At 68.7% G+C, this 25,880-nt stretch carries 18 protein-coding genes; 8 read left to right on the top strand and 10 right to left on the bottom strand.

Going from position 1 to position 25,880, the window contains the following annotated elements; genetic code table 11:
• Positions 1–133: 133 nt before the first annotated feature.
• From BO221_RS41580 to BO221_RS41620, 9 genes are all read right to left on the bottom strand, one after another.
• Positions 134–1,162 carry an NAD-dependent epimerase/dehydratase family protein gene (locus BO221_RS41580; RefSeq protein WP_073566463.1) on the bottom strand — a complete coding sequence of 343 codons (1,029 nt, stop codon included), beginning with the start codon at positions 1,160–1,162 and terminating at the stop codon, positions 134–136.
• The gene (locus tag BO221_RS41585; protein WP_073566464.1) at positions 1,159–5,562 is read right to left on the bottom strand and encodes an AMP-binding protein; all 4,404 of its coding nucleotides are present in this window, start codon (positions 5,560–5,562) and stop codon (positions 1,159–1,161) included. The genes BO221_RS41580 and BO221_RS41585 overlap by 4 nt, the downstream gene beginning before the upstream one ends.
• An 18-nt stretch (positions 5,563–5,580) precedes the next feature.
• Positions 5,581–7,194 carry a lactate racemase domain-containing protein gene (locus BO221_RS41590; protein ID WP_073566465.1) on the bottom strand — a complete coding sequence of 538 codons (1,614 nt, stop codon included), beginning with the start codon at positions 7,192–7,194 and terminating at the stop codon, positions 5,581–5,583.
• A 16-nt stretch (positions 7,195–7,210) separates the two neighbouring features.
• Positions 7,211–7,876 carry an HAD family phosphatase gene (locus BO221_RS41595; RefSeq protein WP_043394327.1) on the bottom strand — a complete coding sequence of 222 codons (666 nt, stop codon included), beginning with the start codon at positions 7,874–7,876 and terminating at the stop codon, positions 7,211–7,213.
• A gap of 443 nt (positions 7,877–8,319) precedes the next feature.
• Positions 8,320–8,790 carry an NUDIX hydrolase gene (locus BO221_RS41600; RefSeq protein ID WP_073566466.1) on the bottom strand — a complete coding sequence of 157 codons (471 nt, stop codon included), beginning with the start codon at positions 8,788–8,790 and terminating at the stop codon, positions 8,320–8,322.
• A gap of 22 nt (positions 8,791–8,812) precedes the next feature.
• Positions 8,813–9,283, bottom strand: a complete 471-nt coding sequence (locus BO221_RS41605) for an NUDIX hydrolase (protein ID WP_073566467.1) — start codon at positions 9,281–9,283, stop codon at positions 8,813–8,815.
• Entirely contained in the window at positions 9,280–10,701 is a 1,422-nt protein-coding gene (locus BO221_RS41610) for a DUF2380 domain-containing protein (RefSeq protein ID WP_233166505.1), read from the bottom strand. The genes BO221_RS41605 and BO221_RS41610 overlap by 4 nt, the downstream gene beginning before the upstream one ends.
• 304 nt (positions 10,702–11,005) lie before the next feature.
• Positions 11,006–11,905 (bottom strand): PIG-L family deacetylase, encoded by a 900-nt coding sequence (locus BO221_RS41615; RefSeq protein ID WP_073566469.1) that lies wholly within the window; start codon positions 11,903–11,905, stop codon positions 11,006–11,008.
• Between the two features lie 54 nt (positions 11,906–11,959).
• Entirely contained in the window at positions 11,960–12,937 is a 978-nt protein-coding gene (locus BO221_RS41620; RefSeq protein WP_143196007.1) for an NAD(P)-dependent oxidoreductase, read from the bottom strand.
• Between the two features lie 199 nt (positions 12,938–13,136).
• On the opposite strand from BO221_RS41620, the gene BO221_RS41625 reads away from it, so the two are divergent.
• The 6 genes from BO221_RS41625 to hemH all read left to right on the top strand — a co-directional run bounded on the left by BO221_RS41625 (position 13,137) and on the right by hemH (position 21,458).
• A complete protein-coding gene (locus tag BO221_RS41625) occupies positions 13,137–13,466 on the top strand; it encodes an SWIB/MDM2 domain-containing protein (protein WP_047856007.1) in 330 nt (109 codons plus the stop codon).
• Between the two features lie 174 nt (positions 13,467–13,640).
• The gene (gene treY / locus BO221_RS41630) at positions 13,641–16,724 is read left to right on the top strand and encodes a malto-oligosyltrehalose synthase (RefSeq protein WP_198956296.1); all 3,084 of its coding nucleotides are present in this window, start codon (positions 13,641–13,643) and stop codon (positions 16,722–16,724) included.
• On the top strand, positions 16,721–18,877 hold the full coding sequence (gene glgX / locus BO221_RS41635) for a glycogen debranching protein GlgX (RefSeq protein WP_073566471.1): 2,157 nt from the start codon (positions 16,721–16,723) through the stop codon (positions 18,875–18,877). The genes treY and glgX overlap by 4 nt, the downstream gene beginning before the upstream one ends.
• A 59-nt stretch (positions 18,878–18,936) precedes the next feature.
• The gene (locus BO221_RS41640; protein WP_073566472.1) at positions 18,937–19,926 is read left to right on the top strand and encodes a TerC family protein; all 990 of its coding nucleotides are present in this window, start codon (positions 18,937–18,939) and stop codon (positions 19,924–19,926) included.
• Positions 19,927–19,988: 62 nt separating this feature from the next.
• A complete protein-coding gene (gene apaG / locus BO221_RS41645) occupies positions 19,989–20,372 on the top strand; it encodes a Co2+/Mg2+ efflux protein ApaG (RefSeq protein ID WP_073566473.1) in 384 nt (127 codons plus the stop codon).
• Positions 20,373–20,378: 6 nt separating this feature from the next.
• A complete protein-coding gene (gene hemH, locus BO221_RS41650) occupies positions 20,379–21,458 on the top strand; it encodes a ferrochelatase (protein ID WP_073566474.1) in 1,080 nt (359 codons plus the stop codon).
• On the opposite strand, the gene BO221_RS41655 is transcribed toward hemH, so the two are convergent.
• The gene (locus BO221_RS41655) at positions 21,403–22,410 is read right to left on the bottom strand and encodes a hypothetical protein (protein WP_083682261.1); all 1,008 of its coding nucleotides are present in this window, start codon (positions 22,408–22,410) and stop codon (positions 21,403–21,405) included. The genes hemH and BO221_RS41655 overlap by 56 nt on opposite strands.
• A 199-nt stretch (positions 22,411–22,609) precedes the next feature.
• Here BO221_RS41655 and BO221_RS41660 point away from each other — a divergent pair, with 199 nt between their 5' ends.
• Positions 22,610–23,896 carry an SEC-C metal-binding domain-containing protein gene (locus BO221_RS41660; protein WP_073566476.1) on the top strand — a complete coding sequence of 429 codons (1,287 nt, stop codon included), beginning with the start codon at positions 22,610–22,612 and terminating at the stop codon, positions 23,894–23,896.
• Between the two features lie 207 nt (positions 23,897–24,103).
• On the top strand, positions 24,104–25,870 hold the full coding sequence (locus BO221_RS41665; protein ID WP_143195993.1) for a Tox-REase-5 domain-containing protein: 1,767 nt from the start codon (positions 24,104–24,106) through the stop codon (positions 25,868–25,870).
• Positions 25,871–25,880 lie beyond the last annotated feature (10 nt).

Raw genomic sequence — 25,880 nt, forward strand, 5'->3', positions numbered from 1 at the left:
GCCTGTTCTTCAACCCGTGAACCGGAGTGGGGACACGGGTTCCAACCCGAGTGCACCCAATACCCTCACCCCGTCCCTCTCCCGGTGGGAGAGGGGAAATTGAGGGCCAGGGGTCCACTGGGGCGCCTCCCGCTCAGGTCCCCTCGCGCAGCTCCTCGAGCCGGCCCTTGCTGCCGGGCAGGTGGCCCGGAGCCATCCGCGTGTACAGGTACTGCACCGTGTCGTGCAGCGTCTCGTGGACGTCCCGGGCCTTGAAGCCCAGCTCGCGCTCGGCCTTCGAGGCGTCCAGCCAGAACCAGTGCTCGCCGATGTCCACTTCCTGCGGGTCCAACGTGGGCTTCGTCCCACGCCACTGCGCCACCCGCTCCAGCACCTTGGCCCCGAGCACGTTCACCTTCGCGGGCAGCCGCAGCCGGGGCGCCGTCACCCCCGACAGGCGCTCCAGGCGCTCGAAGAAGTCCGGCATGGACATGTTCACGCCCATCAGGTGGCGCCCGAACACCTCGCCCCGCGTCAGCGCGTTCGCGAAGGCCTCGGCCGCGTCGCGCACGTCCACGAAGGACATGCCACCGCCCGGCATGGCCGGAATCTCGCCCTGCAGGAACTTCATCACCGTCCACGTGGAGGACAGCCGGTCGTCCCCCGGGCCCATCAAGAGGCTCGGGTTGAGCACCACCAGGGGAATGGCGTGCTGGCGGCAGTACTCCAGCGCGAGCTTCTCCTCGTAGATCTTCGACAGGTAGTACGGCCAGCGCCCCACCACCTCGATGGGGTAGCCGTCGTCCTCCGTGCCGACCCGCTCCTCCTTGGACACGGCGATGGTGCCCGAGGTGGAAGCGAGGATGACGCGCTGGACGCCGGACTCGCGCACGTCACGCAGCAGCTCGCGCGTGGCGTCCACGTGCAGCTCGTACATCCGCCGCGAGTCCTTGTCCTGGAACGAAACGAGCCCCGCCAGGTGGTAGACGGCCTGCACGCCCTCGAGCGCGCGCCGCACCGCCTCGCGGTTCTTCAGGTCTCCCGGGACGTACTCCGCCTTGTCGAAGCCCGGGCCCGCCGGCTTGGAGCGGCCGATGATGCGCACCTCATGGCCCGCGGCGACCAACCGCGGCACCAGGTGCGCGCCCAGGAAACCGGTACCTCCGGTGACGAGCAGCTTCACGACTCACTCCCTCCCGAGGACAGCGCGCGGCGCTGATCCTCGACCGTCGCGGATTCATCGAAGCTCAGCGCGCGGCCGGCGGCCAGCGCCTGGATGGAGTCCTCCGCCAGCCTGGTGGCATAGCGGTAGCTCTCCGAGCGCGCCATGCCCTGCGTCTTGGCGCGCAGCATCTCGTACGTGAGCGCGGGGCCGATGTGGGCCTCCAGCTCGCGGGACTTGGGCACCATGCGGCCCTTGGGCAGCGCCTCGAAGGCGCCCTTCAGGTAGATGGGCAGCACGTCCACCCCGTAGGTGAGCGCCAGGTAGCCCAGGGTGGGCTTGAACTCGAGCAGCTCGCCCGTCACCGAGCGCGTGCCCTCGGGGAAGATGAGCAGGTTGAAGCCCTGGCGGAGCGCACTGCCGGCGAGCCGCAGCGACTCGCGCAGCGAGCCGTGGCGGTCCATGGGGATGAGGTCCGTGAAGTTCTCGAAGTACGCGCGCTTGAGGGGCGTATCGAAGAAGTAGTCCCGGGCCGCGAGCGTGGTGAGCCGCTGTCCCTGGTCGCCGAGCACCACCTTCACGAGTCCCATGTCCAGGTGGCTCGTGTGGTTGGCGATGACGAGGAAGTTGCGGTTCATCGGGATGAAGGGCTTGCCCGTCACCTTCACGTCGAAGAGGCCGCCGAAGATGGCCTGCTGGCCCAGCCGCACCAACTGCCGGCCCACCGTGACGATGGGCTCGGGCACGGGGATCTCCACCTCCTCGGCCTTCTCGGTCTCGCGGGAGATGTCCTTGGCGCGCGTCTCCACGGCGGGGCGGCGGCCGCTGGCCACCACCAGCTTGCGCAGGTCATCCACCGTCTGCACGTGCGTCAGGTCATTCACCGCGGGCAGCGGGACGCCGGCCTGCTCCAGGGCCACGGACAGCTCGGTGAGCATCAGCGAGTCCAGGCCCAGGTCCACGGACAGGCGCGACTCGGGGCGGATGTCGGAGAGGGGCTTGTTCACCACCTCGGCGATGAGCGGGTAGAGCCAGTCGGCGACGCCGCCGGTGCTCTGCACCTTCTCGCGGGCCTTCTCGCCCGAGGAGGCCAGCTTCTCCAGGCGCTTGAGCTCCTCCACCACCACCTTGCGCTTCACCTTGCGCGACGAGGTGCGCGGCAGCTCGCCATCCCAGAAGCGCAGCACCTTCACGCGGCGGTAGAAGGGCATCTCCTGACCCGTCTTGCGGAAGTGCTCCTCCAGCTCGCGGCGCACCTCCTCGCGCGGCCGCTCCTTGTAGTCCGGCACGCACAGGCAGGCGACCTTCTCCCCGCCGGCCTCGTCCGGCAGGCCGACGATGGACAGCTCCTTGATGTGCGAGTGGGGGCCGTAGACCTCCTCGAGCTCGTCCGGGTACACGTTCTTCCCGTTGGCGTCGATGATGACGTCCTTCTTGCGGCCCACCAGGTACAGGCGGCCCTCGGCGTCCAGGCGGCCCAGGTCTCCCGTGTACAGCCAGCCCTCCTTGAGGACGGCGTCGGTGGACTCCTTGTCGCCGAAGTAGCCGGCCATGACGTTGGGGCCGCGGGCGAGCACCTCGCCGATGCCCTCGTTGTCCGGATCGAGAATCTTCAGCTCGACGCCCGGCAGCGCCTTGCCCACCGTGCCCGGCTGGCGCTTGTTGACGTTCGTCTCGGACACCGTGAGCACCGGGGAGGCCTCGGTGAGGCCATAGCCCTCGATGATGTTGAAGCCGAGCTGGTGGAAGGCCTTGTGCACGTCATCCGGCAGCGCCGAGCCGCCGGACACCAGGAACTTGATCTTCCCGCCGAACTTACGGTGCACCGGCCAGAAGAGCAGCTTGCCCAGGTTGAGGCTGCTGCGGTTGCGCAGCTCGCCGTGCGCGGACATGAGCGACTTGATGGTCTGCTCCACCAGGGACGGCTGGCTGGCCATCTCCTGCGTCACCTTGCGGTGCAGCAGCTGCCAGAGCGCGGGCACGCCGATCATCGCCGTCACGCGGCCCGTCTCGAACACCTCGCCCAGCCGGTCCGAGGTGAGCTCGTCGATGTAGGTGATCTCCGTGCCACGGGAGAAGGGCGTGAGGAAGCCGGCGGAGAACTCGAAGGTGTGGTGCAGCGGGAGCACGGAGAGGACGGAGTCGCCCACGCCCACGTTGAAGGCGCCCGCCAGCTTCGCGATGAGGGAGGCGAAGTTGCGGTGGGTGAGCATCACGCCCTTGGGGGTGCCCGTGGTGCCCGAGGTGAAGATGAGGCTGGCTACGTCGTCCGCGGCGGCCGTGCGGCGCACCGGCCCGATGTTGTCGGGGTACGCGGGGTCTCCACTCATGGCCTCGGCCATGCTGGCCACGCGCGTGGTCAGGCCCGCGCCGGTGAGCGCCGCCTCCAGGTCCGGGAGGTCCTTCGCCGTCTCCTCGGTGAGCAGCAGCACCTTCGCCTCGGCGCGGCGGGCGATGTTGACGATCTCCGTCTCGGTGAGGCTCGGATCCACGGGGACGGCGGCGCCGCCCGCGCGCAGGATGCCGAAGTAGGAGACGGGCCACTCGGGCCGGTTCTCGCCCAGCAGCATCACCCGATCGCCGCGCTTGACGCCTTCCTTCATCAGGAAGCTGCCCACGCGGTTGGCGTAGCGGTTCACCTCGCCATAGGTGAGGCGCTCCTCCTTCTCGTCCACCGCGTAGCGGAAGGCCACCCGGTGGCGCCAGGCGTTGACGCTGGCCTCGAGCATCTCCAGCAGGTCGCGGCTGGCGGGGATGACGGTACGCTTCTTCGTCTCCTCCTCGAGGCCGGGGAACACCCACTTCTCCAGGCCGGGCAGGTGGGTGTCGAGGAAGTAGACGCGCCAGTCGATGGCCTCCGGAGCCCAGGGGATGCGGACCCGGTCATGGTGGGCCATGCGCGCGTACACCGAACGGGTGTTGTCGCAGCGGAAGACGTAGCGGTTGTCGTAGAGGAAGGGGAGGAAGAGCTCGATGAGGCCCGCCAGGCTCAGGGCTTGGTTCTCCACCTCGTCCAACGTCTCCTTGGCCCTCTCCAGCGCGGCCTGCACACGGGGCGCGCCCCAGCCCGGCTTCACCTCGTCGATGACCTGCCGCAGGAAGCGCGCGCCCTTGACGAACATGGGGGCGCTGAGGTTCTCGAACACCGCGCGGCTCACCGGCACGGGCTCGATGCGCGAGCGCACCTCGTTCATCAACGAGTTGCCCGTGTCGCGGTTGCGGTAGTAGCGGCGGCGGTACAGGCCCACCAGCTCGATGGAGCGGCTGGCGTAGAACGGGTTGATGTCACCCGAGGCCAGGTTGTAGACGCGCCGCTCCTCCACCTGCATGCAGTGGGCGGTGATGCCGATGGTGGCGCCGGCCACGTGGTCCACCGGGATGATGTCCAGGATGGCCTTGTCCCCGGCGGGGATGTTGCGGTGGCCCTTGATGCCGGCGAAGGCCAGCGGCGCCGAGGTGGTGAAGCCCTCGTTCCACCCGGGGAAGGGGAAGTGCTGGGCGGACTCGACGATGGAAGGCCGGACGATGGCGTAACGCAGGCCCGGCGTGCTCGCCATGACCTGCTCGCCCAGGCTCTTGGTGTACGTGTACGTGTTGGGCCAGCCCCAGTGCTTCGCGCGCTCCATGCCGGCGCGCACCAGCTCGCCGGTGAGCCACAGCTTGCGCTCGCGGCCCATGGCCAGCCGCAGCGTCTTCTCGTCCGTGGCGTCGCGGCCCTCCTGCTCCAGCCGGTCCAACGCCTTCTTGCGGAAGATGGACGCCAGCGCCTTGTCATCCGCCTGCTCGCGCAGCCGGGCGACGATCTTCTCCGCGTCCGCCAGCTCCTGCTCCAGGCTGAAGTCGCGCCCGTCCATGTCCTCGCGGCGCGGGAAGTAGCCCACCACCTCCTCGTCCTCGAAGACGAGCCCGCTGCGGTTGCCCGCCACGAAGGCCGTGGACATGTGGATGAGGGGCACGTTCCACTTGAGCGCCAGCTCCACGGTGTACTTCACGCCGTGGGTGTTGACGTTGAGGCCCACCTCCAGCGACGGATTGAAGGACACCAGGCCCGCGCAGTTGACGATGGCGTGCACCTTGCCGGTGAGCGCCTCCGCCTGCTCCGGGGTGAGGCCCATGAGCGGGTCCGTGATGTCGCCATCGAGCACCTCCACCTTGCGGCGGATGAACTCGATCGCGCCCTCTTCGCCATAGGTGTCGCGCAGCGGCTGGAAGGGCTCGCTGGTGGCCACCTTGTCGTAGAAGCGCCGCTCGGCGGACGGGGCACTGCCCTTGCGCACCAGCACATAGAGCTTGTCCAGCGTCTCGCCGTAGCGCGACAGGAGCATGGACAGGGTGACCTTGCCCACGAAGCCGGTGGAGCCCGCGAACAGCAGGCGCTTGCCGGTGAAGACCTCGGTGACGTTCAGCTCGGAAACACTCATCGTGGGGAGCCCAGGGGGTTACTTCACGTCGACCATGACGGTGGGAGCGATGCGCAGCAGGCTGATGCTGGCCGAGCGGCCCATGAAGCCGCGCGCCTCTTCGATGGCCTCGGTGAGGGTGTCGGTGCGATCCCAGCCGAGCAGCGCCGGGACGTGGTTGTTCTCCCCGCCCGCGACGATGACCTTGCCCGCGTGCTGGCGGCCGTTCTCGCCCCAGTACCACATGTAGAGCGGGTGCACGCCGTGGTAGGCGTTGCCCTTGCGGTACAGGTGCACGTAGCTGGGGTTCTCCGCGAACTCGCGCTCGTACTTCTGCTCGATCTGCACGGCATCCCGTGTCTCGGGCAGCACGCGGTTGAAGAACTCGATGTAGCTGGGGTGCTGGACGGGATCGAACTCGTCGAAGGCCGGGTGGGTGAGGATGATGACGCCGCCCTTCTTCACCAGCGGCACTCCGCGGTTGAGGTTGAAGAAGTAGCCCAGCCCCATCACCTGCACCAGCAGCGGGTTGAGGATGGAGTTGACGCTGTAGGGCGAGATGAACGGGATGGGGAAGATGACGATGTCGCTCTGCCCCTGCACCGGCACCACGTACTGCTGCCAGCTCTTCTCCAGCGTCTTGGCGTGGGTGGGCTCGGTGGCGCCGGCGAACACGCCCGTCACGTCATAGGGCGCGGGGATGGAGTTGAGCACCGTGCGCGCCGCGGCGCGCGGCAGCTTGGAGAGCGCGTAGCGCATGGCCTGGAACTTCAGCCGGTCTCCCTCGGTGTAGTCCTCCTCCTTCTTGTGGAGGAAGTCCACGCCGGGGCCGAACATGCGGTTGTTCAGCGACGTCTCGATGTGGAACACCTTGAGGTGCTTGTCGATGGCCCGGCCGATGCGCTCGTTGCGGCGGTACAGCTCGCTGTGACCCGGCTCCATGTAGCTCTTGGACTCGCGGATCGTCTTCGGGTTGTGGTGCGCCCGGAGGCTGGCGTAGTTGGCCACGCCGGTGCCCATGGACTTGTGCCCGCCGTTCATGGGCACGAAGTTCACGTTCACGTAGACGATGAGATCGCTCTCGGCCACGCGCCGGTTGACGGCCACCACGTGCGAGCCGCACGGCGTGCGCTCCAGCTCCACGATGCCGTCGGGGTCCTCGGCGTCATGGTTGTAGTAGCGGTCCGGGTAGAAGGCGTCGTGGATCTTCTGTCCCACCATGCGCCGCATCTCGCCCTCCGTCATGCGGCGGTGCAGGGCGTTGGCGATGATGAGGTGCACGTCATCCACGCCCGAGTCGGCGCACAACTCCAGCACCACCTCGAGGATGGACTGGCGCACGTCCGGCGTCGCCATGGGAGGCAGCGGCACGGAGATGTCGTCAATGACGCAGGTGAGCTTCATCCCCGGGCGGAGCAGGGCGTGCAGCGGATCCATGCCCTCGGGGTGGTTGATGGCCCAGCGGATGGCGGCCTTCACGTTGGGCACGCCAGCCAGGGGCGGCCGGGGGAAGATGACCCGGGTGCCCACGGGCAGGTCCTCGAGGAGGAAGTTCTCCCCGTAGAAGAGCGCCCGCGGGGGGCTGCCCTTCTCGGTGATGACCACCTGGCTTTCCTCGTCGTAGAGCTTCTGGAGCGTCTTGAGCGGGCGCATGTGTGACGGACTTTCGTTACTTGAGGTCGAGGATGGGCCAGTTGTAGGCCCGGGCGATGGAACGCAGACGCATGTCCGGATTGACGGCCGTGGGGCGGCCCACCACGGACAGCATGGCGTAGTCGGAAGCACTGTCGGAGTAGCCGTGGCACTGGTCCAGCGCCAGGCCCTCCCGGACACAGTAGGAGCGGATGGCGTTGGCCTTGTTCGCTCCCTCGATGATGGGCGGGATGACCTTGCCGGTGGCCTTGCCGCCCACGAACTGCATCTTGTTGGCGATCATGTCGTCGGCGCCGAGGTAGCGGGCCAGCGGGCGCATGCTGAAGTCCAGCGCTCCGGTGACGAGCACGATGCGGCAGCCGACGCGGCGCGCCTGGTCGATGAGGTCGCGCGTCTGCTCGTAGATGGCCGGCTTGAGGACGTCCTCGAACATGTCCTCGGCCACGGAGATGAGGCGGTCCTCGGACAGGCCGGCGTAGTAGCGGTAGAAGAACTCGTTGAACGTCTTCCGGTCCAACGCATCCATGGCCGCGAAGAGGGGCACGCTGGCGGCAGTGGCCAGGGTCCTCCCAGCGATGCCCAGGAGGGAGCCCCGGTTCATGGCGTAGTAGGCGTAGACGTGGACGACGTTGGTCTTAATCAGCGTCCCGTCGACATCGTAGAAGGCGGCTTTCGCTGGCATGGGCAAGGCGGGCTTCCTGACACCGGAGTCAGGCGTGTGTCAACCGCGCGATAACGCTCGGAATTCGCTGAAGGAGCGAGGGGCTGGTGCGAAGGCCGCTATGCGGTGCGGGCGCGTAATCTCCGTGACATGCGGGGCTTCTGAGAGGCATGAGTCCGCAGCGCGCCCGCACGTGCGGACGAGGGGCGAGCAGGCGCGTGTGGGTGAAATGGAGCCCGTGCGCGCGGAAGGGCCTGAGCGCCATGGCGCCGACATCAGGACAGGTGCTCGCGCGGAGGAGATCCGTGCGCGAGGCCTGGGTGAGTGGGTTGCTCGTAGCCGACTACGAGTGAAGTGTGTCTAATATGTGGGATTGATATTGTTTCACTCGTGGTCAACTACGAGTGAGGGGGGAGGCGTCCAACCCATCAGCAGCCCGCCAGGCGGGGTTCCGCGATGGAGGTTCAGACCTCCTCGTCGGGCAGGAGCGTCCGGAGGAACTCGTCGTCGGGACCGAGCGGGCGCCAGCTTGGCGATGGCGGCGAGGCGCGGAGCGCTGCCCTGGCTTGCCTGACACGCTCCTTGTGAGTTTCTGGGGTGAAGCTGGTCCACATGGCGAGTACCTGGGCAACCGTGAAACGGGAGGAGTCGTCCAGCACGGCGGGCCAGCCATCAGGGAGATGCTGAGACAAGAGGCGCACGAGCACATCGCGCACGAAACGTGTGACCTGCTTGCGCCGCTCCGCTTCGGTCAGCAGCCCTCGCAATATCTGCACCCCGGCGACATCGTCCTCTCCCAGTTCGTCGGCGAGCGCGTGCAAAGAGACGGCAGGGCGAGCCTCTGCGAAGGCGGTGAGCGAGTCGAAACCACGCTCGCGGACCCGCTCATACAGCCGGGTCATCCAGTTGCCCTGCCAGGCACGTTCGTCGCTCATCACCTTCTCCAGCGGGTGGAGTTCAGACTTCTTCGTCTGGCAGGAGGATGCGGAGCAACTCGTCGTCGGGGCTGAGCGGGCGCCATCCGGGTGGAGGCGGCGAGGCGAGGAGTGCAGCCATGACCTGCCTGGCGCGATCCTGATGGGCCTCTGGCGTGTAGCCAATCCAGCGGGCCAGTGCCTTGGCGACCTTGAAACGATTGGCGTCGTCCAGCACGGCCGGCCAACCCTCGGGGAGACTCTGGGACAACTGCCGCACGAGCACATCGCGTTCGAAACGTGTGACCTGATGGCTTCGCTCCGCCTCTGCGAGCAATCCGCTCAACACCTGCACCCCGGCGACGTCGTCCTTGCCAAGCTCCTCGGCCAGCAGGTGTAGCGGGACGGCGGGGCGAGCCTCAGCGAAGGCGGTGAGCGAAGCGAAACCGCGTTCACGGACCCGTTCGTACAGCCGGACCTTCCACTGGCCCTGCCAGGCATTCCCATCGCTCATCGCCCTCTCCTGCGTATGAAGTTCATCGGAATGCCGTAGTCCGTCATGAGTTCCGCGACGATGTTCAGGACTTCGTTCCGCGTCAACATCCGGCCAGCGGCCATCTCGGCGTCGCGCAACTCGCTCATGACCAGCCGATTCCACTCGCCCGCCCAATTGCGACCCAGGCGCCAGTCGCCACCACCGTGGATCGCCTGGTGGCTTGCCTGTTCCATCCTGACGCAGAAGTGGTCGATGCTCATCTCGTCGGTGAAGCCGCGTTTCTCGAACCACTCGCGGAACTCTTGCGGCATTACGTGGTGCTCCGGGGGCTCGGCCATGCCGGCTCCCGCCCTGTCCGTCACCCGCATGCCTCGCACTTCGGGCCCATCGCCCAACGCATCGCGCACACCCCTGGGCAGGTCGCCGTACGCCTCGGCCATCATCACCTGGCCAGCGTGAATCCTTACCGCGGCGCTGACGGCGGGCAGCGAGATGACGCCCGCCCGCACCAGTTGGCGCATCATCTCCACCCACTCGGCGGAGACGACCAGCCGCGTGCCCATCATCACGCCGTTGGAGCCCATCACGAGCCCCACGCCCAGCGTGGCTGAAGTGGCGGGTCGCAACATCCGGGGCAGGGCCATCTTCATCGCCGAGACCATGGCCACCGATTCGAGAAGATCCTTCACCAGCAACATCTTCTGGAGGTTTTTCCCCGACTCGAGCACGCGCTCACGGGTCGCGGCGAACTCGCCGGTGAGGTGGCCGATGAGCGCGGGAAGATCGGCTGCCGCGGCCTCGGCCTGTCCTGGTTCCCCGGAGGCGAGGGCCGTCATGGCGGGGCCGAGCATCATGCGCGAGCGCTCCATCTGCACGAACAGATGCTCCACGCTGTAGGACGGGTGCTGCGCGAGCACCACGTCGGCGAGGGTGAGGAAGTCGAGCCAGATGGCGAGCAGTATGGCTCCCATCAGGGTGGACTGGAGCCGGGGGCCGCCGAGGCGCAAGAGCGCCAGCTGCATGTCCGGGTCCTCCATCTCCGAGGCCAGGGTGGACAGCCGGGCGGCGGCGGCGAGCTCGGCGTCCATCCATCGCAGTTGCTGGGCGCCATCGTCCACGAAGGGAACGAACAGCTCGGGGTAGGGGCCAGCGATGCCCCGCTTGCTGGCCGCGAGTCTGGAAAGCTCACCGGAGATGCGGCGGTTGGAGGTGGTCACGTCGCCCAAGGCCCGGACGAACGCCAGGTGGGCCGCCAGGGCACTCCGCCGAGCGGACTCCACGGCCGTCACCGTTTCACGGGCGCCTTGGCGGCGGTACGTCAGGGAAGGTGTCTCCGCCTCGCGAGGTGCGTAGCGCAGGTTCGTCCCCCGGCCAGGGGGTGGCGTCCAGGACGCGCAACTGGTGGACAGCAGGGTCAGGGAGAGCAAAAGGACCACCCACCAGGGACGTGGCCGCATCGGGGTCATCGTGCCTCCGAGAGAGGACTCCGACTCTAGGCCATCGGAACAAAGTCCTTTCAGAGGTGAGTGAGTCCGCCTTCCGGGCGCGCTCTTCACGAACTTGTCCAACTGTTGGACAAGTCTGGCGAGACCGTGCCCGGCGGAGGGGTCCTTCCTGCTTTCGAGCTGAGGACAGACCCCTGAACGGACTTACTTCGGCTGGCTTGGCGGGCGCTCCCGACCCTCCTGGTGGCCTGGACGGCACGGAGCCGGCGCCACTCCGCGTCACGAGGCCACCCGCTCAGCCGAGCGGCACCTGCTCCAGCCGCTCGAAGAGGGCTCGGGCCCGGGCGACTCCCTCCTCGGGATTGAGCGTGAGGTACCAGTAGCGCTCTAGCTCGATGGCACCCTGGCGCAGTTGCATGATGCCCTGCGTCTTGTGCTCGGCGATGGCCCAGTCCACCACGATGTTGTAGTCGAGCCGGTCGCGGAAGCCGAACTTGCGTGTGCGATCGAACTCGAACACCACACCCGGGCGCACGTCCGCGAGCGGATGGCCTGGCACGCCGGTGTACGCGAAGCCCTCGGCCTCGGGGATGGGGAAGCCCTGGCGGTTCTGCTCGGCCACCTCGCGGTCGCGCGTGTGCCCGGTGGCGCCGAGCACCAATGGCCGCTCGTGTGGCGCCAGTCCGGCCACCACCTCCAGCGCGAGCAGCGCCGCGTCGCGGTGGTGGGCATGCGTGTGGGGCAGGGGCAGCATCACGAAGGCGAAGTCGTAGCGGTCCTGGACGAACCGCTCGCGCAGCCGGCGGCGGATGTGGTCCGTGTCCCAGCCCTCGCCCACGGGCGCGTCCGCGGCCAGCGTGTAGCCAGGGTCCGGCTGGTCCAGGAAGACGCACTCGCGCAGCCCGAGGATGCGGGCCGCGGCACGGAGCTCCTGCTCGCGGATGCGGGGCAGGTGGACGCGCGCGACGGCCGGGTCCGTGAGCTTCAATCCATACAGGGGCTCGGCCAGCGTGGAGGTCCGGTAACCCCCCTCGCCGCGCGTGAACACCACCAGGTCCACCTGCGCTCCGAGCGAGCGGGAGAGCTTGTACACGGCGCCGCCGAAGAGCGTCTCGTCGTCCGGATGGGCCGTCACCAGCAGCAGCCGCGGAGGGCGTTCCTCCTGCGCCGGGTCTGAAGGGGGAGGGGCGTGCACGGCGCGAGCAGACCGGAGCCCCCGGGCCCGGTCAAGCCACACGCGCGTGTCACCTCACAGCCAGCCGTGTTCCTTGTACCAATGCGCGCTGCGGCGGAGGGAGTCGGCCACGTCCCGCGTGGCGCGGAAGCCCAGCAGCCGCTCGGCCTTGGCGCTCGAGCACGTCCAGGCGGGGACGAGCAGTTGTCGCGCGAACTTCCGGTTGAGGGGCAGGCGGCGGCCCGTCACCCGCGATACCCCGTCCGCCACCGTGGACAGCGCCGTCAGCACGGCCGGGGAGACCCGAAGTGTTCGCGGTTGGACGCCCAGCGCCTCGGCCACCAGCCCCTGCAATTCTTCCAGGGTGAGGGGCTGGGGGTGACCTATGAAGAAGGCTTCCCCGAGGGCCTCGTCCCGCTCGGCCAGCAGCAGCAGCAGGTCCGCCACGTCCCGCACGTCCACCAGCGTCAGCGGCCGGGGGCCCCCGCCCAGCCGCAGCCTCAGTCCCCGCGCCACCAGCTTGAAGAGGACGAGGTTCTCATGGTCCCCCGGCCCCACGATGCGCGGCGGGCGCAGCACCGTCACCGGCAGCCGGTCCGCGTACGACCAGGCGATGCGCTCGGACTCGGCCTTGCTCTCGCCGTACCACTCGGCGGGTTGGAGCGGATCCTCTTCGATTCTGGGCCTTTGCGGCGTCGAGGGCCCCGAGGCGCCCAGCGAGCTGACCAGCACCAGCCGGGGCCGGGTACCGGTGGCCACCATGGCCTCGCAGACGTTGCGCGTTCCCTCGGCGTTGACGCGCATGAAGTCCTCCCGCGTGGCGGCCCGGCGGATGCCCGCCAGGTGGAAGACCACGTCCCGGCCCTTCACCGCCCGGGCGAGGCTGGCGGCGTCCGTCACGTCTCCGTCCAGCCTCTCGTAGCCCAACCCGATCAGACCCGAGACGTCACTTCCGGGACGCACGAGACATGTTGCTACATGTCCCCGCTCGAGCAGCGCTCGCACCAACGAGGAGCCCAGGAAACCATTCGCGCCAGTGACGAGTGTGTTCAACATGGTGTGCTTTCCCCGAGAAAACACTCTTCCCTTCCGAGGGAGAAACACTATTTTCCCATGGGCCCTCAGAGGGAAAAATGCAGCGGAGGGCTGATTTTCGGCCTCGGGCGTGTTACGACGCGCCCGACGGCTCAGGGTGTGAACCAGCCGTGCAACGCCCCCGGACACTCGAACAGGGGGAGGAGATCCGAACGAAATGGCCGCCAAGAAGACCACCGCCGCGAAGAAGGCTCCTGCCGCCAAGAAGGCTCCCGCCGCCAAGAAGGCCGCTGGCCGTAAGCCCAACGCGGCGTTCATGAAGGAGATGACGCCGTCCCCCGCCCTCGCGGAGATCGTCGGCAACAAGCCCATTCCCCGCACCCAGGTGGTCAGCAAGATCTGGGACTACATCAAGAAGAACAACCTCCAGGACGCGAAGAACAAGCGGCAGATCAACGCCGACGACAAGCTCAAGCCCATCTTCGGTGGCAAGAAGTCCGTCACCATGTTCGAGATGACGGCGCTGGTGAACAAGAACCTCACCTGATCCGCCGCGACGGCCGCCGCCGTCCCCGGAGGGCTCGCCACTCGAGTGGCGGGCCCTCTTCGCTTTCAGAAGCACAACCTCCGAGGGAGCAGGCGCCCGGAGAGCGTTGGATAGCGTGCGGAAGGGCATCTGGGTGGTGGTCAGATGGGCCCGTCAAGCCTACGACTGAGCCATATGCGACTCGAAGGTTCGGCTGTGTCGGGTGGAGACGCGGGGCAGGTGGGCGGCGAGGCGCTGGCTGGGAAGCTGTACGGGCGCGTGCGCGAGGAACTGCTGGCGCGTGCCATGCCGCTGTCCACCTACCGGTTCCAGTTGCACAAGGGCTTCCCCTTCAGCGCGGCCCGCGAGGCGGTCCCCTACCTGGCCCGGCTGGGCGTGACGGACGTGTATTGCTCGCCCTACCTCAAGGCGAGCCCGGGCAGCACCCACGGCTATGACTGCGTGGACCACAAACAGCTCAACCCGGAGGTGGGCTCGCCCGAGGAGCACGCGGCCTTCTGCTCCACCGTGCGCGAGCACCGCATGGGCCAGGTGCTGGACGTGGTGCCCAACCACATGGGCATCGAGACGTTCAACCCGCTCTGGTTCGACGTGCTGGAGAACGGCCCGGCGTCCGTGTACGCGCGCTTTTTCGACATCGACTGGGGCCCGGTGAAGGACGAGCTGGAGGGCAAGGTCCTCCTGCCCGTGTTGGGAGACCAGTACGGCGTGGTGCTCGAGCGCGGGGAGCTCAAGCTGGGCTACCGCGATGGCGCCTTCTTCATCCACTACTACGACCGGTTGCTGCCGTTGGCTCCCCGGCAGTATGGGCGGGTGCTGGGGCGCAACCTGGAGGCGCTGGAGTCCCGGCTGGGGGCCGAGCACGGGCACCTCATCGAGCTGCAGTCCATCCTCACGGCCATCAGCCACCTGCCTCAGCGCACGGATACCGATCGCCCCCGCGTCGTCGAGCGCAACCGGGAGAAGGAGGTCATCAAGCGCCGGCTGGCGGCGCTCGCCGGGTCCAGCCCCGAGGTGGCCGTCCACATCGAGGCCAACGTGAAGTCCTTCAATGGCACTCCGGGCGAGCCACGCTCCTTCGATGCGCTGGACGAGCTGCTGGCGGGCTGCAGCTACCGGCTGGCCCACTGGCGCGTGGCGGGGGAGGAAATCAACTACCGCCGGTTCTTCGACATCAACGGGCTGGCGGCCATCCGGGTGGAGGATCCGGACGTCTTCACCGAGGCCCACCAGCGCATCTTCGATTGGTTGCGCCAGGGCTGCATCACCGGGCTGCGCATCGACCACCCGGATGGGCTCTACGATCCGACGGCCTACTTCCTCAACCTGCAGGAGCAGTTCTTCGTGGAGCGGGCGCGGGCCCTGTTCGACACCGAGCACGGAAAACAGGCGGAGCTCTGGCCGGAGGTGGAGCGGCGGTTGCGCGAGCGCTGGCAGGCGGAGGCGGGGGCCCACGTGGACTCGCCGCTGCGCAAGGCGCTCTACGTGGTGGTGGAGAAGATTCAGGGCGGCCGCGAGCGCATCCCCGAGTCCTGGGCGGTGCACGGCACCACGGGCTACCGCTTCGCCAACGCGGTGAGCGGCGTCTTCGTGCACCCGGACTCCGAGGGGCCGCTGACGGAGGTCTACCACCGCTTCATCGGCGAGGCGCCCCACTTCGAGGAGCTGGTCTACGAGAAGAAGCGCCTCATCCTGCGCGACTTCATGTCGAGCGAGCTGAACATGCTCGCGCACCGGCTCAACCGCATCTCGGAGATGAACCGGCGCTCGCGGGACTTCACGCTCAACAGCCTGCGGCGGGCGCTGTCGGAGTTCATCGCGCTCTTCCCCGTGTACCGCACCTACGTGGATGACTGGCGGCCGGAGCTGGACGAGCGCGACGTGCGCTACATCCGGGACACGCTGCGTCATGCCAAGGCGCGCAACGCCACCCTCAACGCCTCCATCTTCGACTTCCTCGGGGACGTGTTGCTGCGGCGCTACCCGGAGCACCTGGGTCCCCATGAGCGGGCGGAGATGCTCGCCTTCACCATGAAGGTGCAGCAGGTGACGGGCCCGGTGATGGCCAAGGGCCTGGAGGACACCGTCTTCTACGTCTACCACCGGCTCGACTCGCTCAACGAGGTGGGTGGGGAGCCGGAGAACTTCGGCACCTCGGCGGACATCTTCCACGCCCGCAACCAGGAGCGCGCCGCGCACTGGCCGGCGAGCATGCTCACCTCCAGCACGCACGACACCAAGCGCAGCGAGGACGTGCGCGCGCGCATCAACGTCCTCACCGAGCTGCCCGGCGAGTGGCGCCAACGGGTGGAGCGCTGGTCCCAGCTCACGCGTACCCACCGCCTGGAGCGGCCCGAGGGCCCCGCGCCCTCGCTCAACGACGAGTACCTCTTCTACCAGACGGTGGTGGGTGCTTGGCCCATGGGGCCCTCCCTCTCCGCGGAGGGCCTCGCCGAGTTCCGCGGCCGCATCCGCGACTACATGCTCAAGGCCATCAAGGAGGCCAAGGTCCGCACCTCGTGGACCAATCCGGACCCCACCTACGAGGAGGGCATGTCGAGGTTCGTGGAGGCCTGCCTCGACGAGGGGAAGAGCCGCGCCTTCCTCGAGGATCTCCAGGCCTTCAAGCGCCGCATCGAGCGGGCCGGCCAGCACAACGCGCTCGGGCAGTTGCTGCTGAAGCTGGGCTCGCCCGGGGTGGTGGACACCTATCAGGGCTGCGAGCTGTGGGACCTGTCCCTGGTGGATCCGGACAACCGCCGGCCGGTGGACTACGGCGTCCGGCCCCGGCTGTTGGAAGCGCTGGACCAGGAGGCCAGGGCGGACCGGATCGCCCTGTGCTCCCGGCTGGTGGCGGACATGGACGATGGCCGCATCAAGCTCTTCGCCCTGGCCGAGGGCCTGCGCCTGCGTCAGCGCCAGAAGGCCCTCTTCTGCCGGGGTGGGTACCGGGCGCTGCACCTGGTGGGCCCCCGCGCGGACGCGGCGGTGGCCTTCGCCCGCGAGCACGAGCAGTCCGTCGTCATCTGCGCCGCACCGCGCTACACCCTCTCCGCCCTGGAGTCCCCCGGGGGCCTCGCGGGGGCTTATGAAGAAACGTCCCTGGATCTGCCCGAGTCCTATGCGAGCATGACGTTCCGGGACGTTTTCACCGGCCGGGAAGTGCGGCCGGGGCGACGGGAGGGTGGCGCGGTGCTGCCCCTCGCGCCGCTACTGGCGGGCTTCCCGCTGGTGCTGCTGGAGAGGAGCGATGGATGAAACGGGCGGAGGTGCTACCAGGCAAGCCGTACCCCCTGGGCGCCACGTACCTTGGTAACGGAGTCAACTTCGCCGTCTTCAGCGAGCACGCGCGGAAGATCGAGGTGTGTCTCTTCGATCCGGACAACCCCGCGCGCGAGCTGCGCCGCTACGTGCTGCCCGAGCAGACCCAGCACGTGTGGCACGGTTTCATCCCGGGGTTGCAGACGGGCACCCTCTACGGCTTCCGCGCCCACGGGGCCTATGAGCCCCGGCGCGGCATGCGCTTCAACCCGCACAAGCTGCTGGTGGACCCGTACGCGCGCGCCCTGCACGGGCAGGTGGACTTCTCCGCCCCCGTCTACGCCTACGAGTCCGGCGACGACGAGCAGGACCTCGCCTTCGACATCCGCGACAGCGCCGCCGGTGTCCCCAAGGGCGTGGTGCTGACCGACGGCTTCGACTGGGAGGGGGACAGCTCTCCCGCCGTGCCCCTGCACCGCACGCTCATCTACGAGGCCCACGTGAAGGGCCTCACCAAGCTCCACCCCGACATCCCCGAGCACCAGCGCGGCACCTACGCGGCCCTGGGCCACCCCGCCGTCATCGAGCACCTGCGCAAGCTGGGGGTCACCGCGCTGGAGCTGCTCCCCATCCACACCCACGTGGACGAGCCCTTCCTCGTCAACAAGGGCTTCACCAACTACTGGGGCTACAGCTCCCTGGGCTACTTCTCCCCGGACGCGCGCTTCAGCTCCTCCGGCTCGCGCGGCGGCCAGGTCGCCGAGTTCAAGTCCATGGTGAAGGCGCTCCACCGCGCCGGCATCGAGGTCATCCTCGACGTCGTCTACAACCACACCTGCGAGGGCAACCACCTCGGGCCCACCCTGTCCTTCAAGGGCCTGGACAACACCGCCTACTACCGGCTGTCGGAGAAGGAGCCGCGCTACTACCAGGACTTCACCGGCACGGGGAACTCGTGGAACGCCACCCACCCCTACGCGCTCAAGCTCGTCATGGACTCCCTGCGCTACTGGGTGGAGGTGATGCACGTGGACGGGTTCCGCTTCGACCTGGCCACCACCCTGGGCCGCGACCGGCACGGCTACGACACCCGCGCCGCCTTCTTCCAGATGGTGCACCAGGACCCCGTCCTCAGCCGGGTGAAGCTCATCGCCGAGCCCTGGGACGTGGGCGACTTCGGCTACCAGGTGGGCAACTTCCCCGTCCTCTGGAGCGAGTGGAACGGCAAGTACCGCGACACCATCCGCCGCTACTGGAAGGGCGATGACCGGCAGGCCGCGGAGATCGGCTACCGGCTCACCGGCTCGTCGGACCTGTACTCCCTGGGCGGCCGCAAGCCCACCGCGAGCGTCAACTTCATCACCGCCCACGACGGCTTCACCCTGCACGACCTCGTCACCTACAGCCAGAAGCACAACGAGGCCAACCTCGAGGAGAACCGGGACGGGGCCAACGACAACCACTCGTGGAACTGCGGCGTGGAGGGCGAGACCAAGGAAGCGGAGATCAACACCCTGCGCGAGCAGCAGAAGCGCAACTTCCTGGCCACGCTCTTCCTGTCCCAGGGCGTGCCCATGCTCCTGGCCGGCGACGAGATGGGCCGCACCCAGAAGGGCAACAACAACGCCTACTGCCAGGACAACGAGCTGTCCTGGGTGGACTGGAACCTCAACGAGTCCCAGCGCAAGCTGCTCGACTTCACCATCCGGCTCAGCCGCCTGCGCCGCGAGCAGCCCGTGCTCACCAAGCGCAAGTTCTTCCGCGGCTCGCGCCTGTGGGACAGCGAGCTCAAGGACCTGGCCTGGTTCCGCCCGGACGGCCAGGAGATGAAGAAGGAGGACTGGGAGAAGCCCTATGTGCGCTCCGTGTCCTTCCTGCTCGGCGGTGACGCCATCGTCACCCCGGACGACGAGGGCAACCGCATCGTCGGGGACACACTCCTGGTTCTGATGAACGCACACCACGAGCCCATCACCTTCCAGCTCCCGGCCATCGAGTGGGGCGCGGACTGGGAGGAGGTGGTGGACACCGGCGAGTCCCGCGTGACGCTGCACACCCATACCCCCGCGGGAGGCTCGGTGATGGTGGCGGGACGGGCCCTGGTGGTGCTGCGCCGCCCGGCCACGGACGAGGCGCTCCGGCGGGAGTAGAACCCTAGGGGTATCAAGGGAGTCGACGGCAACCCCCCCCTCCCGCTATAGGGGGGGCCGTGAACACTCAAAGCGCGCTCTGGTTGGGCTTCAACCTCTTCGTCGTCGCCATGCTGGCGCTCGACCTGGGAGTCTTCCACCGCAAGGAGCACGCGGTGTCGCCCAAGGAGGCCGGTGCCTGGACGGGCGTGTGGATCACCATCAGCCTGCTCTTCTGCGGCGGCCTGTTCTACTTCGGCTACTGGAACCGCGAGCAGGCCCTGCAGTGGGTGACCGCCTACGTCGTCGAGTACTCGCTCTCCGTCGACAACCTCTTCGTCTTCCTGATGGTGTTCGCCTACTTCCGGGTCGCGTCGGAGGTGCAACACCGGGTGCTCTTCTGGGGCATCGTCGGCGCCTTCATCATGCGCGCGGTGCTCATCATCACCGGCACCGCGCTCGTGCAGCGCTTCCACTGGCTGCTCTACATCTTCGGCGCCTTCCTCGTCATCACCGCGGTGAAGATGGCCTTCTCCAAGGACGATGACGCCGCGGACCCCGAGCAGACGTTCATCGTCCGGGTGGCCCGGCGCATGCTCCCGGTGGCCCGCCAGGGCGAGGGCAGCAACTTCTTCACGGTGGAGGACGGCCGGAAGAAGGTGACGCCGCTCTTCCTGGTGCTGCTGGTGGTGGAGGCCACGGACCTGCTCTTCGCCCTGGACTCCATCCCCGCCGTGCTCGGCATCAGCCAGGACGCCTTCATCGTCTACACGTCCAACGTGTGTGCCATCCTCGGCCTGCGCTCGCTCTTCTTCGTGGTGTCGAGCCTCATGGACAAGTTCCACCTGCTGAAGATGGGCCTGGCCGTCATCCTCGGCTTCGTGGGCACGAAGATGCTCATCACCATCTTCGACATCCACGTCTCCATCGGCGTGTCGCTGGGCGTCATCGGCGGGGTGTTGCTGGCCTCCATCATCGCCTCGCTCATCTGGCCCAAGGCCGCCGCGGAGCCCGGTGTCCCCACCGACGTGACGCAGCCCGGGCGGGACCGGGAAGGGGCCAAGCCCTGAGCGCCTGATTGGCCGGTTCGTTTGGCTTGCGTCCGGGCGGCGAGGCAGCCAATTGTGGGGGCATGTCCTCCGTCACTACCGAAGGCATCCGCGTCACCGTGAAGCCCACGTTCTGGCCGGAGCGCAGCACCCCCGAGTCCCACCAGTACGCCTTCATGTACACGGTGGAGATCGTCAACACGGGCGGAGAGCCCGCCCAGCTGCGCAGCCGCCATTGGATCATCACCGACGCCTCTGGGAAGGTGGAGGAGGTGAGGGGAGACGGCGTCGTCGGCAAGCAGCCCCGCCTCGCCCCCGGCGAGCGCTTCGAGTACACGAGCTGGGCCCAGCTCCGTACGCCGTTCGGCTCCATGCGGGGCTCCTATACGATGGAGCGCCCGGACGGCCGCCAGTTCGAGGCACGGATAGGCGAGTTCGCCCTCACACAGCCCCATTCCCTGCACTGACCAGTCATGGCACGCAAGGGACTCCTTCTCGTCAACCTGGGCACTCCGGATGCCCCCGAAACCGGCCCCGTCCGCCGCTACCTGCGCGAGTTCCTCAGTGATCCGCGCGTGGTGGACATCAACCCCGTGGGGCGCTGGTTCCTGCTCAACTTCATCATCCTGCCGTTCCGCTCGCCCAAGAGCGCGCACGCCTACCGCACCGTCTGGACGGAGCAGGGCTCGCCGCTGATGGTGCACTCCAAGGCCCTGACGGCGGCGGTGACGGAGCGGCTCTCCGGCGAGTACGAGGTGGAGCTCGCCATGCGCTACGGCAACCCGTCCCTGCCGGACGCGGTGGCGCGGCTGCGGGCCCGGGGCGTCACGGACTTCACCGTGTTGCCCCTCTACCCGCAGGAGGCCCCGTCCTCCTCGGGCTCCTCGCTGGCGCGCACCTACGAGGTGCTGTCCGGGCCCTGGGACGTGCCCAACGTGCGGGCGGTGCCGGCCTTCCACTCGCACCCGGCCTTCCTGGATGCCTTCACCGAGGTGGCGCGTCCCGTCATCTCCGGGATGCGGGCGGAGCACGTCCTCTTCAGCTTCCACGGCGTGCCCGAGCGCCACATCCGCAAGAGCGACCCCACGGGGAAGCACTGCCTGGCCTCACAGGGGTGCTGTGACGTGCTCACCGACGCCAACCGCCACTGCTACCGGGCCCAGTGTTTCGCCACGGCGCGGGGGCTGGCCAGCCGGTTGGGGTTGGAGCCCCAGGGCTGGAGCGTGTCCTTCCAGTCCCGCCTGGGGCGCACGCCGTGGGTGAAGCCGTACACGGACGTGGTGCTGCCGGAGCTGGCCGCGCGTGGGGTGAAGCGCCTGGCGGTGATGTGCCCGGCCTTCGTCGCCGACTGCCTGGAGACGGTGGAAGAGGTGGCCATCCGCGGGCGCGAGCAGTTCCTCGCGAGCGGGGGAGAGGACTTGAAGCTCGTCCCCTCGCTCAATTCGCACCCCGCCTGGGTGGACACCGTGGTGCAACTGGTGCGCGAGTCGGAGGCGGCTACTTCTTCGCCTGCGGCTGCAGCAGCTCGGGAGGCACCGGGTCGAGTGGGGTGAGGCGCAGCGTGCGCTCGCCATTGGACGTGCCGGGCACGGTGGTGCCCTCGGTGCGCGTGGTGAGCGTGGCCTCCCAGGAGCGCCAGCGGCCCGCCTTCACGAGGAACTCGCCCCGGCCCTTCACCCGCATCTCGGCGACGACGGACGGCTCGCCCCCGGAGGACTCGTGCTCATCCCCGTCCTCGTGCCCCTCGTGGGGCGCGTGCTGGGGCTTCGAGCCCGCGGTCTTCATCACCGCCCGGATCTGCGCCCGGGTGGCACGCATCTCCCCGGAGAGGCGCTCGGACAGGTCGTACTCGAGCGTCGCCACCTGCTCCCCGTTCTCGCCCGGGGTGAGCGCGGTGAGCTTCACCTGGTTGCGCCGCTCGGCCTTCTTCTCCACGAAGCCCTGCACGGAGCCCATGTCCACCAGGTCCGTCCCCAGCGCCCAGGTGGTCTCCGGGCCCACGGGATCCCTCGGCAGCTCCAGCACCAGCACCGCCACGTTGCGCAGCGGCCCGGCCAGTCCGTCCATCACGAAGCCGCGCTCGCTCATGACGCCCTGGTCCGCCTCGCCGTCCGCTTTCTGCGGGACGATGCGGAAGGCGTAGTCACCCGACTCGGTCTTCTGCAGGACGAAGATGGCGTCCGTCTCGCCGCTCGGGCTCGCCGTGGGCTGGGGCTCCTTGTCCTTCTTGCCCTTCTTGCTCTTGGGCGCGGGGGCCGGGGCGGCGGAGGACGAGGTGGTGGTGAGGCGGAAGGCGGTGGGCGCGTCGAGCTTCCAGCGCAGCGTCACCTTGGACGGGTCGGGCGGCGGCTCGGCGGCGGCGGGCTTCGGAGCCTCGGCTTTCTTCTCCGGGGTGGCGGGCATGTCCGCCGGACGGGGGATGGGGGTCATCGCGCCGACGGGCTCCTCCTTGCAGGCGGAGGTCAGGCAGAGGGCGGCGAGCAGGCCGAGGGTGCGCCGGTTCAAGAAACGACTCCTGGTCATGGAAGCGGGGACTACTTGTCCGTGTCCGGTAGTGTACGGCAGTGCGGCGGACGGTTGAAGCAAGGGGTGAGGGAAGAGGGGGCGAGCAGCCGGGGGCACCGCCTGCCCGTCCGTGGGAGGCGGTGGGAGAAGTAGGGCCGGAGGGGTTACTTCGTGGGTCTGGCATGCTACTTCCCAGGTCATGCCTTCTCGGAACGAGCCATGCTCCTGCGGTAGTGGACGGAAGTTCAAGCGGTGCTGTCTGGGGGACTTCCGGCGCGCCGCGGCGATGCTCCCTCCTGCTCCCCCGCGCCGGGGGCGGCCCACCGGGGTGGATGAGGTCTCCGCCGAGGCCGCCGTGCTGGCCGAGGACGTGATGTGTTCCCCCGACCGCCTGGAGCGGATGTCCGAGGGGATGGTGCTGCTGCGGGAGATGTTCCAGTTGGGCGGGCCCCTGGCGTTCCTGCGCTGGTCCTGGGACGAGTTCGTTCCGGTCGTCGAGCGGCACATCCACCGGGTGTCGGAGGAGGTAGAGGACATGGAGGAGCGCAGGGAGCTGCTGTTCGCCCGCTGCGCTCCGGAGCTGCTCGGGCCCGAGCGCGTGGAGCGCTTCGACCAGGGGTTTCGCCGGGCGCTGATGGCGCCGGGGCGGACCCTGGAGGAGCGGCGCGCACTGGCCATGGCGGTGTTGGAGATGCACGGGGTTCCACGCCATCCGCCGTATACGTACGGGCGGCACCACACGATGGCGTGGTTGATGATGGCCCAGGTCTCCGAGTGGGCGGAGCGCCGCGCGCGCCTGAATGACGCCGTGGCCCGTGCCCATGGGGTGCGGCCCGGCGGGCAGAAGGGGCCCTGGATGAGCCCGGGGGTCCTGCGGCGGGCCCTGGAGCCTTCCGAGGAGCAGATGGCCTCCGTGCAGGCGGTGGCGGATGCCGACCCGGAGCTCATGGAGCTGATGGAGAAGTACGAGACAGCGCTGCTCCTGTCCATCCTCGACGGCCGGACGCCCGAGGTGCTGCACGGCGAGGAGTGGCTGTGGCTGACGGTGGTGTTGCGCGAGCCGCTGCGGGTGGGGCCGGACGGGCAGGCGCCCTGGGTGGATGTCGAGGCCCTGCTGGACAGGCTCGACGAGGAGGTGAAGCAGGCCGTGCTGTCTCGGGTGGACGCGGCCAGCCGGGATCGCTCGTCGCCACCGGAGGCGCAGCAGTGGTTCGAGTGGGCCTACAAGGTGTTGCTGATGCGCCCGCTGGCCTTCTTCGGGGCGTTCGCGAAGGCACGTGCGGCGCCCCTGCGCGAGCGCTTCGAGGGAGAGGCGGTGCTGGTGGAGGAATTACAGCGGCGTGAACGGTGGCGCGCGGAGGATCTGGAGCCGTACCGGCTGAACCTGGCGGCGCGCGGAGCACACGGGGCCGAGCAGCGCGTGCGGCGGCTCCAGGCCCTGTTGCGCGGGGAGGCGCCCGTGCCGGGTTCGCGCATGAGGGGGTGAGCCACGGAGGAGTCGCTTCGGCCCTCCGCCGTCGGAGCAGGCCCGGAGCCTCGACGCCATGTTGCCCTGTGGGGGGCCGGGGTCCGCGGTGTGGGCACGAGGAGCCGGACCGCGCGTCGGCGGCCGGGGGTGGCGGGGGCCCGTATTCCTGGGCGGGTCGGTCCGGGTGGATATGACGGGGAAGACGGTTTGCGCCCGGAGGCCTGTATGCGTCTGTCTTCATCCCCCTGGTTTCCCCTCGCGCGCTGGTACGCCGGTCGCGTGGTGCTGACATGGGCCCTGCTGGTGTTGGGCGGGTGCGCCACGGGCGCGCCTCTGGCCGGATTGCTCGCCAGTTCCCGTGCCCACCGCCTGGTGCCGGCCTTTTCCACCCAGGAGCGCCCGACCGGGTCCGCGGACGACTCCGTCCGGACGGCCGTGCCGCCCGGGGACGCCCCTGTGCTCGACGAGGAGGACGACCCGGAGGACGACGTCGAGGAGGAGGGGCCCGGTGCCCCGGCCATGACGGCGGACGTACCCGGGGACGAGGCCGGCTCGCGGAGGCGTCGCTCGGTGCGAGAAGAGGACGAGCCGCTGGAGGACGAGGGCGGGGGCCTCGTGGGCTGGAGGGATGGCGTGGGGGAGGGGCGACCCTGGCCGGTGCCCTTCAGCCTGGACCATTTCCAGGGCCTGCTGGCGCAGGTGGGCGTGTCCCCCGAGGTGCTGCCGGAAGACGGGAGCACCCTGTCGCCCCAGCAGGCGGTGCAACTGTTGGCGCACCTGCTGGAGACGGAGGCGGGACTGGGGGAGTTTCCCCGGCAGCGCATGGCGGCGCACCTGCTGCTGGAGGTGGCCACGGGCGCGGGGCCGGTGACGCGGGAGGAGTTGCACGCACGCATGGATCGCTTCCACCGGTTGAGGGTGGTGCGGCCGGACGGCTACCTGGTGCGGGCGGTGACGGGAGAAGCGGTGCAGCGGGCTGGCGAGGTGCGGCTGGCGCCGGACGGCGCGCTACGAGCGGGCCTTTACGAGGTGGGCCCCTTCTACGCGGTGGAGGACGGGCAGCTGTGGCCGGTGGACACGGGGCTGGAGGTGCCTTGGGGCGCGAAGCCGCTGGGCCCGTATGTGCCCGATGACGGCGTGGTGCTGCCGGCGCTGGAGGGCGCGGGGCTGGCGCTGGGGGACACGCTCGAGGGCTTGAGCCGACTCGTCTTCCACCCTGGCGAGAGCCTGGAGGGTCTGACGCAGCTACCGGGAGCGGTGCGTGTGCTCTTCCAGAATGCGCCCGAGTACTGGGAAGCGTTCCGCCAGAGGCCTCGGGGGGAGCAGGTGCGCACGGTGTCGCGGCTGCTGGCCAACGCGCTGCTGACGGTGGGGACGTCGGGGGTGGGGGCGGTGAAGGTGGTGGGGTGGGGCGAGAAGCTCGGCCGGTTGTCGGTTCCACTGCTGACGCTGACGAAGAGGGGCGAACTGGTGCTGCGGCTGGTGGCGGTGCCTGGGCGGGCCGTGACGGTGGCGGGTCAGGGGCTGAGCGTCGCCTGGGGCATGCACCTGGCCAAGGTGGGCGCGGGTGGCGGCAGCGGCTGGGTGCCACCGGTGGGCGGGCCGGGGCAGTGGGTGCCCAAGAACGAGCGGATGTCGCCACGCTCACGTGCCTTCCAGCAGAAGGTGACGAATGCACCCGCAGGCTGGGTGTACCGCGTGTGGCACAACGGCGAGAAAGCGGACTTCGACGGTTTCGACCTGGAGCAGTGCCTTATTCAGGAAACCAAGGGCCTGGGCTACGACAAGCACTTCGACGCAGACCTCGAGCCCAAGGAGTATTTCAAGGGAGCGGACAGGCTTGTCAGACAGGCCAAGCGGCAATCGCGGGTGGCCAACGGCATCCCCATCCGCTGGCATGTGGCGGAGCCTCGCATGGTCCCCATCCTCCAGAAGCTGTTCCAGAAGAACGACATCATGGGCATTGAGGTGGTATTCACCCCACCGCCCTGAGGCGAAACAC

Source organism: Archangium sp. Cb G35 (assembly GCF_001896145.1).
Taxonomy (GTDB): domain Bacteria; phylum Myxococcota; class Myxococcia; order Myxococcales; family Myxococcaceae; genus Archangium; species Archangium violaceum.

Excerpts from the sequence above, each read along its gene's own strand:
- BO221_RS41665 (WP_143195993.1), top strand. The coding sequence starts at position 24,104 with ATGCGTCTGTCTTCATCCCCCTGGTTTCCCCTCGCGCGCTGGTACGCC.
- BO221_RS41605 (WP_073566467.1), bottom strand. The coding sequence starts at position 9,283 with ATGAGCGATGGGAATGCCTGGCAGGGCCAGTGGAAGGTCCGGCTGTAC.
- BO221_RS41625 (WP_047856007.1), top strand. The coding sequence starts at position 13,137 with ATGGCCGCCAAGAAGACCACCGCCGCGAAGAAGGCTCCTGCCGCCAAG.
- apaG (WP_073566473.1), top strand. The coding sequence starts at position 19,989 with ATGTCCTCCGTCACTACCGAAGGCATCCGCGTCACCGTGAAGCCCACG.
- BO221_RS41595 (WP_043394327.1), bottom strand. The coding sequence starts at position 7,876 with ATGCCAGCGAAAGCCGCCTTCTACGATGTCGACGGGACGCTGATTAAG.
- hemH (WP_073566474.1), top strand. The coding sequence starts at position 20,379 with ATGGCACGCAAGGGACTCCTTCTCGTCAACCTGGGCACTCCGGATGCC.
- BO221_RS41600 (WP_073566466.1), bottom strand. The coding sequence starts at position 8,790 with ATGAGCGACGAACGTGCCTGGCAGGGCAACTGGATGACCCGGCTGTAT.
- BO221_RS41660 (WP_073566476.1), top strand. The coding sequence starts at position 22,610 with ATGCCTTCTCGGAACGAGCCATGCTCCTGCGGTAGTGGACGGAAGTTC.
- BO221_RS41590 (WP_073566465.1), bottom strand. The coding sequence starts at position 7,194 with ATGCGCCCGCTCAAGACGCTCCAGAAGCTCTACGACGAGGAAAGCCAG.
- BO221_RS41585 (WP_073566464.1), bottom strand. The coding sequence starts at position 5,562 with ATGAGTGTTTCCGAGCTGAACGTCACCGAGGTCTTCACCGGCAAGCGC.
- treY (WP_198956296.1), top strand. The coding sequence starts at position 13,641 with ATGCGACTCGAAGGTTCGGCTGTGTCGGGTGGAGACGCGGGGCAGGTG.
- glgX (WP_073566471.1), top strand. The coding sequence starts at position 16,721 with ATGAAACGGGCGGAGGTGCTACCAGGCAAGCCGTACCCCCTGGGCGCC.